Origin of the sequence: Klebsiella sp. HN106, assembly GCF_051209435.1 — a bacterium.
Classification (GTDB): Bacteria; Pseudomonadota; Gammaproteobacteria; order Enterobacterales; family Enterobacteriaceae; genus Klebsiella; species Klebsiella oxytoca.
In genome coordinates this window covers 1-15,246 of sequence record NZ_JBLURD010000013.1, presented here as the reverse complement: position 1 = coordinate 15,246, position 15,246 = coordinate 1, and the positions used below count along the sequence as shown (strand labels likewise).

Genomic DNA, 15,246 nt, shown 5'->3' with positions numbered 1-15,246 from the left:
AGCTAAAGAATGTCATTGCCCGCTCTATCGTAATACCCAGCGTTATCATTTCTGTTATTTGTTGTACGTTTTATCCACAAATTCTGGGGATAAAACGAGAGTAAGCACCTCAACACCATGAAACGTTTTGGGTTTTATCATGGTTTACTTTGTGAACAGGTGTTTTCATTTGGAATGTTTTGCCATGAAAATTCTTACAGGATAACATCGGCCATATGGGCCAGATCTAAGTGTGTCACAGTGTAGTGTGAGCAGAAAGACATAACGAATGGTGGTGCTGAACGGTCGGGATGCCCTTCGTACGACCAGAAGGTTGATACCCCATCTATCTCATTAAGTGCTTCACACAGGGTGAAAATACCTGTCTCTATCTTCCCAGAATTCGGGCGTTTAACTTCTCCCTTCACTGAGCATCAAGCCTCAGACGTAAGCCATAGGTGCCGGGGGTAAAATCAAAGCCCATGTTAACAAACCGTCCTTTTCCGGTAGCGGGATCATACTCACTCACATGTATGCCATCGAGCGGACGAAGCTGGGTTATGATGAAATCAACAACTCCCGTCGCTGTGTTCGGGGGGACAGCGAAATAAACGTTTTGCCACTCAGCGCCAGACAGATCGTGACTACCATCGGTAACACCTTCAATTTGTATCCACTCAGGAGGTGGTATGGGATTCCGAAGGCTACTTTCAGCATCAAATGGAAGTGGTCGAATGTGATCACTTTGGCGAGGGGGGCGGGCATAAACAGCCTCAAAAAGTTGGATAAGATAGTTATCCATTTCCAGCAGCCAGCCTTTGATCCACGGCTTGCATACCAGCAAGTCGGTGTGTCTTTCTACCTCGAACATTAGCTCGCGATGTTCGTCAATTCGCTTACTTAATTTAGGGGGGCTATTTAAAACATCACATGGTACAGATTTACTTTTCTTCTCTTTGATAACGTCCGCGATTAATTCAATTATTCTCATAATTATTTCTCCGTATAATATACCGATGTTGTTTCTGGTATCTTCAATCTACCTGCAAATCCATCAGTCATCAGGTTGAGAATCCCCATATTTACGTCAGAGGCGGGACTATTTCCTGTCGCGGTATATTCATAGTCATAATCACCGGCGTTGGCCGCGAATATGCCATGTGGCGCACCGGCAACCTGATCTGCCCCGGAGAGAATGCGAACCCACATCCTTAGCCGATAATCCAGAATGAAACCATCGATATTAATCCAGAGGTGGGGTGCTAGAGTGAAACAACCGTCCTGACCGGAAACGTTGCCGACTACACGTTCGTGAGGAATGCCCGCCTTAGACAAGGCGATACTTACCATCAGGGTGTGACCATCACACTCAACGGGAGCAGCATCGACACTCATCAATTCGTCATGCAGGCAAGCAAGGTGCGCCGGTATCGCTAACGTGGTCATTATTGTTCATCCGGGTTTTTTGTCAGACTAGCCAGTTTCTGGTTGACTCGCTTTCGGGTTGTGGTCTGTTTAGTGGTCAATTTTCTTTTATTCATGGTATCCACATAAAAGTCATATTCCCATTGAGTGATCAGCCTGCATTCCAGAGCAAGTTTAATGGTCTGAATATTGGCTGACTTATTGTCATCTTTAGATACGCGGTTTACAGCGTTAAATATCGTGTCAGAAGGCAAACCCATGAATTTTTTCACACAACAGTTTCCCACCGAGGCTGTTCTGCGATTAATAGTATTCTTGAGCACACACACATTGCTTATTGGCGTGTGCCCGCACAGACAACTCATCGGCTTGTCTGTTTTATAAATGCGATCAAGCCGCCATTCTTTGCGTGCTGATTCCCACTCATCGGCCTGTGAAAGCCGGATGATCCGGCTTGTCAGTTGATACTTCGCATCTGCCATTACCTTTCTCATCGCCCCCACGAAAAGATGTTTTGTAAACAGAACTACGCTCTGACTAGTCTGATCACTCCTGCTGGTGGCATTGCCGCTTCCGGCACGCCTTCCATCTCGTCAATTAGTTTGTACGAGTTGTGGAACGACTGGCGATTGATGTAACGCTGCGCGGCGTCACGGTTATTAAAAGGTAAACGCTTAATTTTAATGTCTCCGCTTACCACGCCGGACAATAACGCCTCAGTCGATACGTCCCGCTCGCAAATGTCATACCAGTCGTAAAACTTCACACCTGCGCCAGTTTCCGCGTAGTGACACTGCGGCGGCTTATCATCAGTAACCGAGCGGAAACGGTTGTAGTCGTTCAGGTAGATGCTCACGAGATCTACCGGCTGATAAGTTTCCGGCATCGGGTTATTCAGCAGTTCGTCAACACACACGTCCCCGGTCTCATTTACAAGCTGAGGTGAGATGTAAAGAGAAACTTTTTTCCCGTTCTGCGAACAATTTCGGCCCAGCTCGCTTTTATAGAAAGTCATGGCATCCGCGAAACGATCTGGAAGGGCATCAGTTCCCAGAACTCGATGAGGATACCCAGCGACATTAAATAAGCGGCCATTGCTGATATTGGCATCACCCGCCATATAGAGGGAGAAAGTTGTCGGTTTTATTGCCCCATCTACGAGTTTTCGTGAGTAGTTTTCTTTGTAACTTTCACTATACCAATTGATGTAAGCCTTCCTTACTGCATCGCGGGATTGCTCATCTGGAGCCAGTTTGTACAAGAGTTGCTCAGGGTTGGTTACGCAAACACATAGGAAATCCTGTTCGTCACCCCTGACACGATATCCAAACGGTATCAATAGATGAGGGGTTACGACCGTTGAACTCTTCATCGTAAGAGCATCATAGGCATCACACCATTCCTTGAAGATCGGGGCAAAGACTTCTCTGCTCATTGTCCCGGAGAACATTTTCAGAATGTCGCCGCACTTTTCAATTCGTTCAAAAATTCTTTGCTTCGCATTGTAAGAAGAGAAGACAGACTTTTTACCTGCCCATGCCTGTGCCTCATCCCACTGGTGGATAGTGGTTTCAGCGGCCAGTGATTCTGGAAGAATAGTCCATGTCCGGCTTGTCTCACGGACTTTGCGCTTTCCACGGACGATATTGATACGATGAACCCAGACATGCTTTTCAACGCGTTGATCACGTTCGTGCTCCAGTGATTCCGCATAAACAGCCAGCTTTCCTGATGCATTGACAACAAGGCGGAGCGGCTTATATCCCAACGTCATTACAAATTTTTCTACATCAACGATCTCGTTACTGGCGCTGCCTGCCAGCATATACATCTGGTTCAAAAGAGATTGCCAAGATTTTTTACTAACCAGCGCATCACGGAGTGGAGCACCGCGTTGCGCCGCACGCCACGCTATAACGGCTTGTTTTACCAGAGAAGGGCGTTCATCTGGCGCACCAATATTACCTTTATCCAGTGCATCCGCCATGCCCTCACGAACTTCTTTTTCTTCCTCCCGTTCGGCACGTATGAACTTGATGGCCATTTTGAAGAAGCGGATATAAAACAGATGGTCGCTGCGATATTTTCTGTTAAGCACATACCATTCGAGATCATCTGGCTCGATAGCATCAAGGCAAAGATAAGGAAGTTGCTTATCAGTATCATCATAGTTTCCGAGACTCGCGGTCAAATCGACTTTGCAGTTAAACCACGAATCGGAATATTCACGTTTAACCGGAACATCAACGCAAATCGACTGCGCCTTGCGATAGGCAATTGAGAGGCTGATATCCTCTGCGGGCCGGGCGGTATGGTAGAACGAACGGTAACTTCTCTGATTTTCCTCTTTACATGCCCCCGGCGCAGTTAAAGGCGTCATGAGCGAATACCAGTTGCACAGCATACGTGACCCGGAGCGCATATACGCGTTCGCTTCCTGAATGTACTGGCTTAGGCCCGGACGTGCATCGCTTGCAGCCAGAAGCCCTGCACCGTCTTCATCGTGCAGGAAACGACAGTAATTCTCCTGAAACTGCATTGATACGAAGTTCATTGACGCAGGCTCGTCATAGAAGTCGCCAAATAGTTTTTCGCGATGGTCAAGGCCGCAAATCAGCAGCAGGAAGCGTTTGTAGTGGAGTGCGCGGAGTTCGAAGCCTTTCAGACGGTCAGTATAGGCAATGTCATCAAACTTAATCTGGGAGCCATCCAACCCACGGAAGTGAGATTCGGTTTCATCCTGTGACGGGAATAACCGGTGTGTTCCAAGGTGACTTTCGACAGAAGAAAACACCTGATAGATGTTTTCTCCATCACGAACCATGAGAAAAACTTTGCGGTTCTGACGGTTCATGTTTTCATTCGTCCACGGATCAGCGTAGTTGAGGTCGTGGTTTGTCATTGCCATAACCAGAACGCAACGCTCCGCAGGGAATATCTGATCCACCAGCTCAGGATGTTCGTTCAATGCTTTAAAGAACAGGTCAGTGGAGCGGAAATCAAACCATTCATCGAGATCAGCCCATACAGCAAGTTCTTCTTCAACGATAAGCTTTCGCTGGACAAACGTAAGAGGGATGTCTGGCGCTGCTGATTCACCTTTTTTTACCGGCACAATCTCTACGCCTTCACCGGTATAAAGGAAAATCGACTGAATGCCTGATTGCAACTTATCGACGTACTCTCGAACGTCTTCCGTCTTCGCCAGCGCCGCAGCGGGCATTTCGTTGAAATAGGGCATCAGCTTCTTGAGCGTGCTGCCTATCTGGTTTCTTTTAGACTCCAGCCATTTTGACTGAATTTCGGCAATGCGATGCTCACGCTTCGCGGCCAGTTTCATTGCGTTAACGGTTTGCGGCGTCACACCCTTAGCCAGCGCATTTTGCACTGTCCCTGTAACCATTGGCACGGCTTCATCATACAGTGCTGGTGGGAGTGCCTGCTGGGCTTCATTTCCGCGACTATTACGCTCCTGCTCTTCATCCAGTCTAAGTTGTTCTGCAACTATGGATTTCATCAGCGTGGGATTAGACATGCCTTCGCTCATTTCCTGCTGTATCTGGGCGACTTCGGCATGTACAGCCGCAACTTCACGCTCGCGAATCTGCTGGTGATCTGGCTCAAATTCGAACCGCTCCAAAAAATCGTTTACCAGAAAACGATGTTCTTCCATTCTTTTATGAGTGCGCTGTTTCTCACCGTTCTGGCTGACATATTCGATGTTGACGTGCTCGCCGTAGTGGCGAGGGTGAGAGCGAAGGATGACCGTGTGCGGATAGTTATCTACCCAACGAATAGACATCAACAGAAGCACGTCACCGGCACGTATGGCCTCTTCGTCAATATCCTGCTTTGACTTCCAGAACTCCCCGGACTGGAGAGACTGGAAGCGAGCGATACGTTCCACGCTATCTTCTTTACGAACGATGTCATTCATCACTAATCCTCATGCACCATAATTTTGACTGACGCCATTATCACTCATCTGAGCGGGGGGCCGAAGTCATCTGCTGCAAGACTTTGGAAACAGTATTTTGTGCATTCTTACTCATGTGGGAGAACCGTTGAGTTGAAAGGGCGCGGATAACCCGAAACAAGGCAGCTTTTCTCTCTGGTGACGCAGATAGTGACTCAGCAAGATATTTTTCAGTGATAAGGCGTTCCTTGCGCGTCTTGCGAATCAGATCAGGAATAACAAGCCACTCCATACCCCGCAGCGGCCAGCTCGGCCTGAGTGCTTCAACTAACTGTAAGGCGATGTTATGAGTAATGGCATCCCGGAGGCGGTGATCGTCTGGCGTGAGAGTGGTTAGGTTAATCAGCTTCTCAGGGACGTCATGCAGGTATGCCGTAGCAAGTGGGGATGCGAGTAAGGCAATGTTTTTTCCATCGATGTTCTCGGTGGCGTTTTTGTCGAAAGGTGGGTATTCAGCAGCCGGATTAAACGGAACTGGTCTTTTAGGGCTGGTGGCCTTCGTCGTTCTACCCATATCGATATCCTGTCTTTAAATGAAAAATAAAATGCAACTACAGCAAAATCATATCATGAAGAGTTGAAGCTTAACGCTTCGGCCCGCCGGTGCGGCATGTATAATGGATCAAACGACACTCTTTGAAAGGGGGACATGATGGATTCAGAATCTTTTAGAGAAACAATGCTGGCGCTTGATGAACGCGCAGCGCAGCGTGCTCAGGTAGTTAGTGACGGTACAGCGGCACTGAAAAGGCTGGTGGAGGTAGCGCAGGGGGATAGCGGTCAATCTCAGGTGATCGCCTCATTCCTGCTGTCTTTGTATAACAGCTATCGTTTCAAATTTAATCTGGTTGAATTACGAAGCCTTGACTTTGGCCTTTTTGATGATTGTATTTCTGTTTTAAAAATGGATTATCAGCCCGAAGTTGATGTGCATGAGCGCATTGAAAATGGTTCTGCAATATGGGAATCGTTGGCACAACAATGGAAAAATAACGAGACTGAAAATGACAGATGAAATTGATAAAGAAATCAGCAAACACAATCTTTCTGCTTTCGGGTGGAAAATGGGGGAGTTCAACCACTCAACTCCGTTCGATTCCCACGTAATCTATCTACGCGATTTTCGGTATAAGCATCAGCAGTTATTCACTGTGGCACAAAAAGACTTTTATCAGCTAAAGGTAAAGGAAGATTTGCCAAAAGATGAATGCGTGAATTTTATTGCACAGATCATTAAGAAGCTCGCGAAGAAGAAAAAATTGAACGAGGTAGAAAATCAGGCCATTGTTCCTATTATGATTCATTACATAAAAAGCACTCGGGTGTTCTCTCAATGGCGCTCTCAGGCATCACCTGACACTCGCTTGCATATGGTCATGAACATTTACCACGATGGAACAGCCAACGCGAACGCAGTGCGCCTGCGTCCATTTATAGTCATGCCTGATGCCGTCATGTTGACCGTTGCTGAGTTTATGGATTGCACCTCTCGGGTTCATGATACGGATAAAAAGAATCACCCAGAGTGGTTTAGATAATGAATGTTATTGGGGGATAGCACTATGACCGTAGAGGTTGTGCTTTATGCTTGCCAGCATTGCGCAGGTGAAGGGACGTGTAAAAATGGTGTCAATGGAAAGACATGCGTAATTTGTGCAAAAAGAGCAGAATATGAGAAAGACATTCCAAAATACTACGGAATTAGAAGGAAAGAGCATTTTGAATCCTTTTCTGGATTGGTTTGTAGTTGCTGTCGCGGAATAGGGAAAACAGATGTAATGACTGCGAGGATGAATAACAGAATAACTGTTGCCTTAGCGTCAGTATTACCATTCGTTTTATTAGGAATGACATGTATATCTTCTGTTAATATGTTGTTTAATGAAAAGCTATTTTACACATTATCGACATTAACTAGTTCGGTGATCGGTACAATCATTGGTTATTATTTTTCGACAAAGAAGTAAACGAACTAACCTATGTTCTGTAACTATCCAACAATCAACGACTCTGCATGTTTTATGTTCAGAGTCGTCATATTAGACCTTAGCCTTTCCATCATTCCGATATTCCCATATTTAACAAATGGTTTTAACTGACCGTCGTATGAAGCGGTGGTAGTGATAGAAAGCTGTTTGTTAGGCTCGTAAAGATGACATAAACCTTTCGCAAGGTCATGCTCGATAGCGTTTAAATATACCGGTGACGCGGCAACAACAAACGTATCCAGTTTGTGTAAGCGCATCAACTCTTCAAGTGAAGATATCCGGCCCGGAAGAACAGGATTAGCCGTCAGAAGACTCCAGAGGTCAGAACTATTTTTACGAATCTGAGTAAAACTCGCTTCATAGGGAATGGCTGGATCAGAACTATGGCGCAGTCCTAGTCCGGCAGACACAACCCACAAGCTGATATAGTCATGCTTTTCAGCAATTCTTTTGGCCGTATCCCAGTGCTGCCCACGATAAAGATGTTGAGTTTCCATCGTATCATTTCCCTGAACGTAACGTTCGAGCAAACAACTTTTCCAGTGCTGGAAAGCAATGTTTATGTCCTCATAGCCGTAAGGGAAAATCGTATCCCCAATCGAGCCATTCTTACTTTTTGAACATGTGGTGACAAGATGGATGATGGACATTCATTAACTCATTTTTGACGATGGCCCAAAGTTGCCGGGAAAACCATGCATAAATTTTAGCAGGGGAGAAGCCTCACAATATAGCTGTATGCATGTACATATCGCATTTAACATAATGCACATTATGCGCACTAAGTCGTTGATAGATATATAGTTTATTGGTGCGCGTTTTTCGGGAATTCGTGGCTCAATCCAAATGTCCATTGCCATTTTCAGTTCGGTTACGTCAAGATCAGGCTGGCACGTACACAAACATCATGACTATGCAGACAGAGATCCCGACTAAAGTGAAGACGTTGAGCGACAGCGAAATGATGCTCTTCTTTTTGAGGAGATCGGTAATTTCCGGGTGCTCATCTTCATACTTACCAGCACTATGCGCTTCCTGTATTTTTTTCGTGACCACATAGGTCGCATAATGTCTGGCTGACTGCCATATCAGAACCAGATAAAAAAGGACAACACCAGTGATGATTAGATATTTGTTCCCGTTTAACAAATCAAAAACTGTCACAACCTGATTTTCTAACATTGAAATTCCTGGCATTTTTTTTGGATTGTAACATACCCTAAATGCCTCGTTAACACCTCGGCATTCTAAGCTTGCACGCATCCAGAATCGCTTTGTGCAAAGGATGATCTAGAGGAACTGAATCATAGGTATAGTCAAGTAAGTACAAACGTTCATCGTAGCGAATTAAGTGATATATTTCCTTTTTTCCTTCATGAGCAACACAGAATCTGTAAAACATCTCATCGTTACTCTTGCTACGCTTGCACCCCTTGTACGCTGCTCGTATCGTGTTAAGGGATGATTGTTCCACCAGCGCTTCATGCCATACTGGTTCGCTGTGTTGATACCATTGCTCATAAGCTGCGGCCATCTCGCCAGCATCCATTACAAGTGGCTTTGGCTGGAAGTATTTAGAAGGGAACTGAGGCCAGAGAAGCCAAGCAGAGAAGTCATTTTTGGTGCTTAAAACCGCTCGGATCGAGTCAGGCTCAATGTTTTTTTGGTTGTTAGCGATAGTTGAATAAATTCCGGCAAGGTCAAATTGCGCAATGAAGGTGTTTGCATCTGATTGGGAGATTTCCGATAGTGTTACAGCCCGTTCAGCGCCATAAAAAACGACACCTAACCTAAACCCCTTCTTCGACGTCCAGCTCAAATCTACTTGTTGATTCATCAGAATATCGCTTCTGACAAAGTTACTGCTTTCTTTGGCGTTCACTTTTCCCGGCGTGAAATCATTTTTATTAACAAACAGATCACAGCCTGTCATTAGCATTTCAATGGCCGTATCAACGATGATATCAATACCAACCTCGTCAGCACTACCCTTGCAAGCCATACATTCCCCCAAATGAAAACATAGTAATAAAGTTAATGGATATGAAAACTCATTAACAGTTTTTTACAGGACAAAAACAGGGGGAAATATTTCGCAGTGTCAAAGCTAGGTGACAAAGGTTTAACGTGCTTAGAGGTTTAGAACGTTATGAGTGTGGTTAAATTCATTACATTGTGATGCAGGCTAAAAAAAACCGCCTGTAATTAGGCGGTTCATTGATTATTCGGATTTTGGCTCGATGAGAAAATCTTCCAAAGTTTTACCTGCATCCAGTAACGTCTTAATCCCTACAGGCGTTCTGCCCTGCCCTGACCACGTTCTTTCCTCCCCGGACTCGTCAGTGTATTTGTATTTAGGTGGGCGTGTCTCACGTACCTTCTTTTGCTTACGTGGTTTGGCGACGCCTTCTTCAATCAGTTCATAAGGGTCAACACCTTGCTCGACAAGCAACTCACGGAGTTTTTGCACCTTCTCCCTATGTTCTCGGTTGGCCTCTTCTTTCGCTTTTTCTTCGTCCCGACGCTCGCCTGCAATAACCAGCAATTTTTCGATAATTTCTTCAATAGTTTCAGGCGATAGCTCTCGCGCTTGAGCGCGAAGGGTACGGATATTATTTAAAGTTTGTAGTGAATCGCTCATTTATACCTCATGATCAAATGTTAGTTAATGGTGCTACCTGCGCACATTAGTTTACCAGCCGTGCATCCGGCAAGTTCTCTTTTAAAAGTTATTGTAACTCATCCCCGATTATAAATAGCATTCGAAATGCAGGTAAGCAAATCGCTCTGATTATAGGCTCGTTTTACGGGGAGGTGAAGTATCGGTAAACAAACAGTTTTGAGTAGAACACAGGAGCAAATCGTGAAAAATTTACACTGTTCAGCACTCCTTCGATTATATCCATTAATTTTAGTCAACCACTATAAGTGGGATTGTGCTCACAATATCTTTCAAATCACACAGACCCATCATTATTCCCATCCTTGTCGGGACGTTTAAGCGCCTTTTGGCATAAAGGTATGCCATTGCCCCCATACAGTATGACTCTTTCCCTGATAGCTGATACTGGTCTGAATCGTCATCATAACCTCCCCCCGTCGAATATGTTGTTTTATGGCAAAAGAAAGGTACGGTGTCATCGGCCAAAAGGTTGTTCTTAATCCCCTGCAATCGACCTTCAGCCAGAGAGATGCCGTTCTTTTTCAGAAACGGGCAATTCTTACATGGGGCTTTCATTGCGAATAATTTATTTATCTTCAATTCGTCTGTACTCCCGGTTGTTCGCGCAGGCTATTGAGTTTCGCAGAAGAAAACGTAATTTTACATCATGAGCGAGATATCCCAAACGTGGCGATGGAAACAAAAAGGCCACTACGGAAGTGGCCTTTGGGAGAGGAGCGCCTTATTGTGCTTGGCCGTTAAGCTTAAACCTCTCACTTGCCTCAGTGGCTCTTTGCTCACTGCCGCTCACCAATTGTTCACAGGATTTCTTGCGTAGCTCCGGGCCTGCACTCACTTCGTCGAACTGTCGGGTAAGTTGGGCACCGGGATCTTCATTTTCGATACGCTTTTCCAGCACGGCGATCATCATTTTGGCCTTATCGCGATCATCCGTAGCTCGGGTAAACGCCTCTTCCGCTCTGCTGAGGGCTTGATGATATTGTCCGTTACCACCATCTAACGTTGTCCGGCAAGCATACGTTGCTACGATGGCAGATGTGTAAGCCTTAATGACTTCATGCGCCCCTTCTTTAGCCAAGGGTTCACCGGCTGCTGTAGAGAATGCGGAGATCAGCATCAAGGCACCGACTAATATCGTATTTTTCATTTGCATAAATTAGTTCTCAAAATCTGGTATGTGGATTGACACCTTTGACACTGCCGCGTTTAAAAAGGCACTTTTCAGGCATGTAAATCTGTTCTGCGATCACGTAGGAAAATACTGACAGGTAAGCCAGCGGCAGAGCAGACAGGAAGATGAGGTATTCACTTTTAACGGCCATGTACGACCACAGAGCCATCAGGCAAACAGTAAAGATAGAGAACACCACCATAGTACCAATATTACGGTGCAGGCCACGGAACAGCAGCCCAAGATTACGGTGAAGAGGTGCGTTAACGTTAACCAACGCCGCGATAATGACTGCAACAAATGGTACGAAAGCGAGCACGGAGAATGTTGCGATGCTAAATATGTTGAACATTACAGGGAAAACAGAACCGAAGCTGACCGGTGTAGCCTTAAAAGGCTGGGGGGATAGTCCGACAGGCGCATTTGTGATTGCAGGCTGAACGTCAGCAGCACTAGCGGTCGGGATATAGATGCGAATTGACCAGAGGAGCAAAAGTAACAAAATGGTCACGGCAACCCCCATTAGTACATTGAGGATAACATTGCGGAACTCTTTGCCTATGGGTAAAGAGGCGTTACCAGAACGGTAGCGGGCGAGCAGGCATACAAAGTAGATGGCAAATACTGCTGGCTGGATAATGAAGTACCCTAACCCCTGCATTGTTACCTGTCCCATAATCAGGCTAATAGCGCCACCACCAAATCCAATAATAACTGCGAACATCAGCAATCCTGAGACGGAAAACATTAGTTTAAGGGAGTGAAACAACATGGTGTTCCATTCAGATATTGCCAGTTTGCGTGGATAGTTATGCATAGAACCCTCTTATGCCGTCTTCTTAAGTTTTGTGTTTCCGATATGGTAAGTAAACCGATTACCGTGTGTGTTAACCAAGCCGCGACTGGTCAGTAAATAAATCATGCGTTTCAGTTCTTTGTTGCTGATACCTCCTTCACATTCGCAGGTTGATTTAATTAAACCTTCCAGAGCCTTGCGATCTTTGGGGGCGTGAGCAGACATAGCATTGAGCGCACGAATGATGCGTTTAATGTGACTCTCACGCTTGCTGGTGTGCTTTCGATAAGGAAGATGGGAAACCTTCGCCTTTTTTCTTTCAGGGGCAGCAGAGACGCACAGACGCTCTATCTTCGTTCCACTTGCGTTGAGATAGCTGATAACTGGATCATAACCTCTGTCGTTAGACACAATGACAAAGGCAGCGCTCGGGTCACGCTGAGTGATTTTCCCGACGAATAACGCGATATGAAAATCTAACGCGTTGGAGCCGGTTCCGTGAATTTTCACGTACTCAGCCCGTTCCCCAAGAGGTTGCAAAATAGATGCAAGGTCAAAGTTAACCCGATCCTGCTGATGCCCGACAAAGATGATGAAATGCGTTTCAGGTCGCGTTGCGAACCGGCTTACCGATGGCTGGACATTTTCATAGTCAACCATGACATACGTCTTTCCCGGCTCCGGGCTGTCGTTTCTCATATACCCCCCTATAGATAACAACTACTTCGTGCGATATTTCTCAAACGAGACAACGGTACTCTCCCCAGAATGATCCGTTGGCTTTGTATCCTTTTTACCCAGAGGGCGAAAAACGTAAACTTTAAAGCCCATAAGCATCAGCGATACACCACTACCGCCAACCTCTGAACAGCTCCCGCCTTTCTTCTCGTGGATGCGCATACGGTTTTCAACCTCATTGAAGCTGCGCCGAATATTTTTCATTAACTTTCTGTCATTGCGGGCCATACTCAGCTCTTCACTGCTTACCGTTAAACGGTAAACCAGCAGTTCGAGCCATGAACGAAACTTTCCCATAAAGGCGACTCCGTAAATGCTGTTTCGCTCATTATCTCATGCAAAATTAATAGCCGAAGTCAGATAACAACGACCATCGAAACGATAGTGCGGGTTTTCTCGCAATACGAATTACAAAACTCGCAACGCCCTTCCCCACGAACAATTTCATCAACAACAGGAACGGCCCATGAGATATTGAGTTTTTCATCCATAGATACGCTATGAATGTTGCGAAAACTGCGCTCTTCTGATTTCATTGCATCGTAAAGATGAGCGGAATTCCACGCTGGATCAACGGAGCTAGGCTTTCCCGTGATCACGGAAGAGCTACAGCGGGGGCAAGTAGCAAAGTTTTTAATGAACAAACGTCCTGACATTTTGTTACCTCGCGTTTTAAGGTGTGATTTTGGTTCTATGTGAACCATTTTCTTCTGGTCATACGTTACAGGTTGATTGAAGCCAGTAACATCGATAATCAGTCCGCTACTTGTCAAAGCAGTTGCTACGTTATCAGTTAAAATACTGACTCTTCCTATGCGGCAGTGAACAAGTCCGTCGTCAAAAACATAGCAGCCGAGTACACTATCCCATCCTGTTTTTTTTCCATAAAGAGTTTTCACATACTCATCAAGCAGAGCCTTTAGTTCTGGCCTGCGTGCATAGATTAAAAACAGAGAAGTGATTTCCTTTCCCTGAATATCACTCTTAATCTGGAACAAAAATGGCCTTTGTTCTTGAACCTTTTTTTCTTCATCATCCATTGCATCAACCCATAAAAATGCTATGTCATTTCAGCGAGGTATTGCTGGCATTTTCGGTAAATACACGTTGCCAGAGCAATAACCTCGGCATATTTCATTGTATCGAGGCCAAACTCTTTCTCATCATCACGAGTAGTATGCGACATCCTGTACTTCCCAGAATGCTTGCGCCCGGAGACAAACCAGCAAAGTTCTCCTCCCTCATCGGCGACAATGAGAAGCTTTGCCTCACCTCTTCTATCGGTAATAGCGAAGCCTTGCGGGACAGGATATATCAAACCAGATGATTTATCAGGGACTGTCGTTTCGTTTGCTGTGGTAAAGAACAGTTTTTTACTGCCTAATCTGATCAGCTTCCTCGTCATGCCACCACACCCAGTTCCCCTGCAAGAACAGAAAACAGACGACGGGCCACCTGCGAACGGTGAATGTCCAACAGTAACTCCCCTCCAAGTTTCCCTACGTCAGCGTCCTCAAGAGCAAACATGGAAACCACACGGCCATCAACGTCAGCAGCAGAACAGAAATAGCGTTCATTAGCACATTCCGTGAGCGCAAACACTGGCTGGCTGTTGGTGTCTATGAAAATAAACCCTTCAATCGGGTCATGATAAACAGCACCGTCCATCCCTTTCGGAATGTCGCCCCCTTTGGTGATGAAATATGTTTTATTGAAAACCGTTACCGAGCGGCGGATGCTGTCAAAAAAAGGCTGTTTCTCCGCAAACTGCGAAGACCAAAGCTGGTGAACTTGCCTGCAAGACTTGAGCATAGTAAGAGCCAAGTCTGGCATGTTGATTCCTGAAGGAATACCAAGCCTGCTTTCACGAGTAAATTCAGGGTGAATCATAGGCATCTTGTTCTTCCCATTCCAGTTAACGTCCATCAGTTCTGGTTCTTTACGGGAATGGAACATAATTATCGCTATAGGCTGTCGTTGATTGTCAGCGAAAATGTAGGTACACAGGTACGGGAAAATGTAGCCGTCATAGCCTGTCGCCATTTCATCATCGTGAGACGTGAGGAAAAGGTATCGTTTACCCCTTACTACAACATGCGGATGCAGGTCGTTTTGGTTTGGTGCATAAATCTCTGTATTCATCATCCCCCCGGATAATTGATATGTTGCTTTTAAAACTGTGCCCGGAAAACCATTCCATCTACGCTACTGCTCATACCGATCAATCGTAATGATGGTGACGCTTACCACTGCTCCCTCAAAGGCCCGATTGAATACGTCAGAGAATGAAACCCCATAGCATTCTCTGATGGAATCAACCTTCGGGCTGGAGGTCACGGAGGCTGGTAGCACAGCCACCAGCTTCCCGCCCGGTTTAATGAAACTCAAAGCATGAAGCAAGTGATGTGACCAGCGCCCTTCGGAATAAGGTGGATTCATGAGAACGCGGTCAAATAGCCCTATATCTGTTGGTTTAACGCCAAGAAAATC

Annotated in this window: 19 protein-coding genes and 1 pseudogene; 3 read left to right on the top strand and 17 right to left on the bottom strand. The window is 45.7% G+C overall.

The window, feature by feature from the left end; genetic code table 11:
• Positions 1-403: 403 nt before the first annotated feature.
• The 5 genes from ACSIPU_RS23190 to ACSIPU_RS23170 are packed head-to-tail and all read right to left on the bottom strand — an operon-like array spanning position 404 to position 5,894.
• Positions 404-970, bottom strand: a complete 567-nt coding sequence (locus ACSIPU_RS23190) for a hypothetical protein (RefSeq protein ID WP_435322286.1) — start codon at positions 968-970, stop codon at positions 404-406.
• 2 nt (positions 971-972) lie between these two features.
• The gene (locus ACSIPU_RS23185; protein ID WP_348851352.1) at positions 973-1,425 is read right to left on the bottom strand and encodes a hypothetical protein; all 453 of its coding nucleotides are present in this window, start codon (positions 1,423-1,425) and stop codon (positions 973-975) included.
• Positions 1,425-1,886, bottom strand: a complete 462-nt coding sequence (locus ACSIPU_RS23180; protein WP_348851353.1) for a hypothetical protein — start codon at positions 1,884-1,886, stop codon at positions 1,425-1,427. Before ACSIPU_RS23180 ends, ACSIPU_RS23185 begins: the two co-directional genes overlap by 1 nt.
• A 44-nt stretch (positions 1,887-1,930) precedes the next feature.
• Entirely contained in the window at positions 1,931-5,341 is a 3,411-nt protein-coding gene (locus tag ACSIPU_RS23175; RefSeq protein ID WP_435322285.1) for a hypothetical protein, read from the bottom strand.
• Between the two features lie 40 nt (positions 5,342-5,381).
• Entirely contained in the window at positions 5,382-5,894 is a 513-nt protein-coding gene (locus ACSIPU_RS23170; protein ID WP_348851355.1) for a hypothetical protein, read from the bottom strand.
• Positions 5,895-6,029: 135 nt separating this feature from the next.
• Between ACSIPU_RS23170 and ACSIPU_RS23165 the strand changes: the two genes are divergently transcribed.
• Genes ACSIPU_RS23165 through ACSIPU_RS23155 form a run of 3 tightly spaced genes read left to right on the top strand, consistent with a single transcriptional unit; the run spans position 6,030 to position 7,347 of the window.
• Positions 6,030-6,395, top strand: coding sequence for a DUF7673 family protein (locus ACSIPU_RS23165; protein ID WP_348851356.1), 366 nt, complete (start codon positions 6,030-6,032; stop codon positions 6,393-6,395).
• Positions 6,385-6,918 (top strand): hypothetical protein, encoded by a 534-nt coding sequence (locus tag ACSIPU_RS23160; RefSeq protein ID WP_348851357.1) that lies wholly within the window; start codon positions 6,385-6,387, stop codon positions 6,916-6,918. Before ACSIPU_RS23165 ends, ACSIPU_RS23160 begins: the two co-directional genes overlap by 11 nt.
• Before the next feature lie 24 nt (positions 6,919-6,942).
• Positions 6,943-7,347, top strand: a complete 405-nt coding sequence (locus tag ACSIPU_RS23155) for a hypothetical protein (protein WP_348851358.1) — start codon at positions 6,943-6,945, stop codon at positions 7,345-7,347.
• A gap of 23 nt (positions 7,348-7,370) precedes the next feature.
• On the opposite strand, the gene ACSIPU_RS23150 is transcribed toward ACSIPU_RS23155, so the two are convergent.
• The 12 genes and pseudogenes from ACSIPU_RS23150 to ACSIPU_RS23095 all read right to left on the bottom strand — a co-directional run.
• A complete protein-coding gene (locus ACSIPU_RS23150; protein WP_435322284.1) occupies positions 7,371-8,018 on the bottom strand; it encodes a hypothetical protein in 648 nt (215 codons plus the stop codon).
• Positions 8,019-8,250: 232 nt separating this feature from the next.
• Positions 8,251-8,550 carry a hypothetical protein gene (locus ACSIPU_RS23145; protein WP_348851360.1) on the bottom strand — a complete coding sequence of 100 codons (300 nt, stop codon included), beginning with the start codon at positions 8,548-8,550 and terminating at the stop codon, positions 8,251-8,253.
• Between the two features lie 49 nt (positions 8,551-8,599).
• Positions 8,600-9,370 (bottom strand): hypothetical protein, encoded by a 771-nt coding sequence (locus ACSIPU_RS23140; protein ID WP_435322283.1) that lies wholly within the window; start codon positions 9,368-9,370, stop codon positions 8,600-8,602.
• Between the two features lie 219 nt (positions 9,371-9,589).
• A complete protein-coding gene (locus ACSIPU_RS23135; RefSeq protein ID WP_435322282.1) occupies positions 9,590-10,009 on the bottom strand; it encodes an H-NS family histone-like protein in 420 nt (139 codons plus the stop codon).
• A gap of 763 nt (positions 10,010-10,772) precedes the next feature.
• Positions 10,773-11,204, bottom strand: coding sequence for a hypothetical protein (locus ACSIPU_RS23130; protein ID WP_435322281.1), 432 nt, complete (start codon positions 11,202-11,204; stop codon positions 10,773-10,775).
• Positions 11,205-11,214: 10 nt separating this feature from the next.
• Positions 11,215-12,039 (bottom strand): hypothetical protein, encoded by an 825-nt coding sequence (locus ACSIPU_RS23125; protein ID WP_435322280.1) that lies wholly within the window; start codon positions 12,037-12,039, stop codon positions 11,215-11,217.
• A gap of 9 nt (positions 12,040-12,048) precedes the next feature.
• Entirely contained in the window at positions 12,049-12,717 is a 669-nt protein-coding gene (locus ACSIPU_RS23120; protein WP_435322279.1) for a PIN domain-containing protein, read from the bottom strand.
• 21 nt (positions 12,718-12,738) lie between these two features.
• Positions 12,739-13,053 carry a hypothetical protein gene (locus tag ACSIPU_RS23115; protein WP_435322278.1) on the bottom strand — a complete coding sequence of 105 codons (315 nt, stop codon included), beginning with the start codon at positions 13,051-13,053 and terminating at the stop codon, positions 12,739-12,741.
• A gap of 59 nt (positions 13,054-13,112) precedes the next feature.
• The gene (locus tag ACSIPU_RS23110; RefSeq protein WP_435322277.1) at positions 13,113-13,796 is read right to left on the bottom strand and encodes a hypothetical protein; all 684 of its coding nucleotides are present in this window, start codon (positions 13,794-13,796) and stop codon (positions 13,113-13,115) included.
• Between the two features lie 20 nt (positions 13,797-13,816).
• Complete coding sequence (locus ACSIPU_RS23105) at positions 13,817-14,161, bottom strand: hypothetical protein (protein ID WP_435322276.1); 345 nt, start codon at positions 14,159-14,161, stop codon at positions 13,817-13,819.
• Positions 14,158-14,901, bottom strand: a complete 744-nt coding sequence (locus tag ACSIPU_RS23100; RefSeq protein ID WP_435322275.1) for a hypothetical protein — start codon at positions 14,899-14,901, stop codon at positions 14,158-14,160. Before ACSIPU_RS23100 ends, ACSIPU_RS23105 begins: the two co-directional genes overlap by 4 nt.
• Positions 14,902-14,961: 60 nt before the next feature.
• Positions 14,962-15,246: pseudogene (locus tag ACSIPU_RS23095) on the bottom strand (DUF4942 domain-containing protein); the annotation flags it as partial.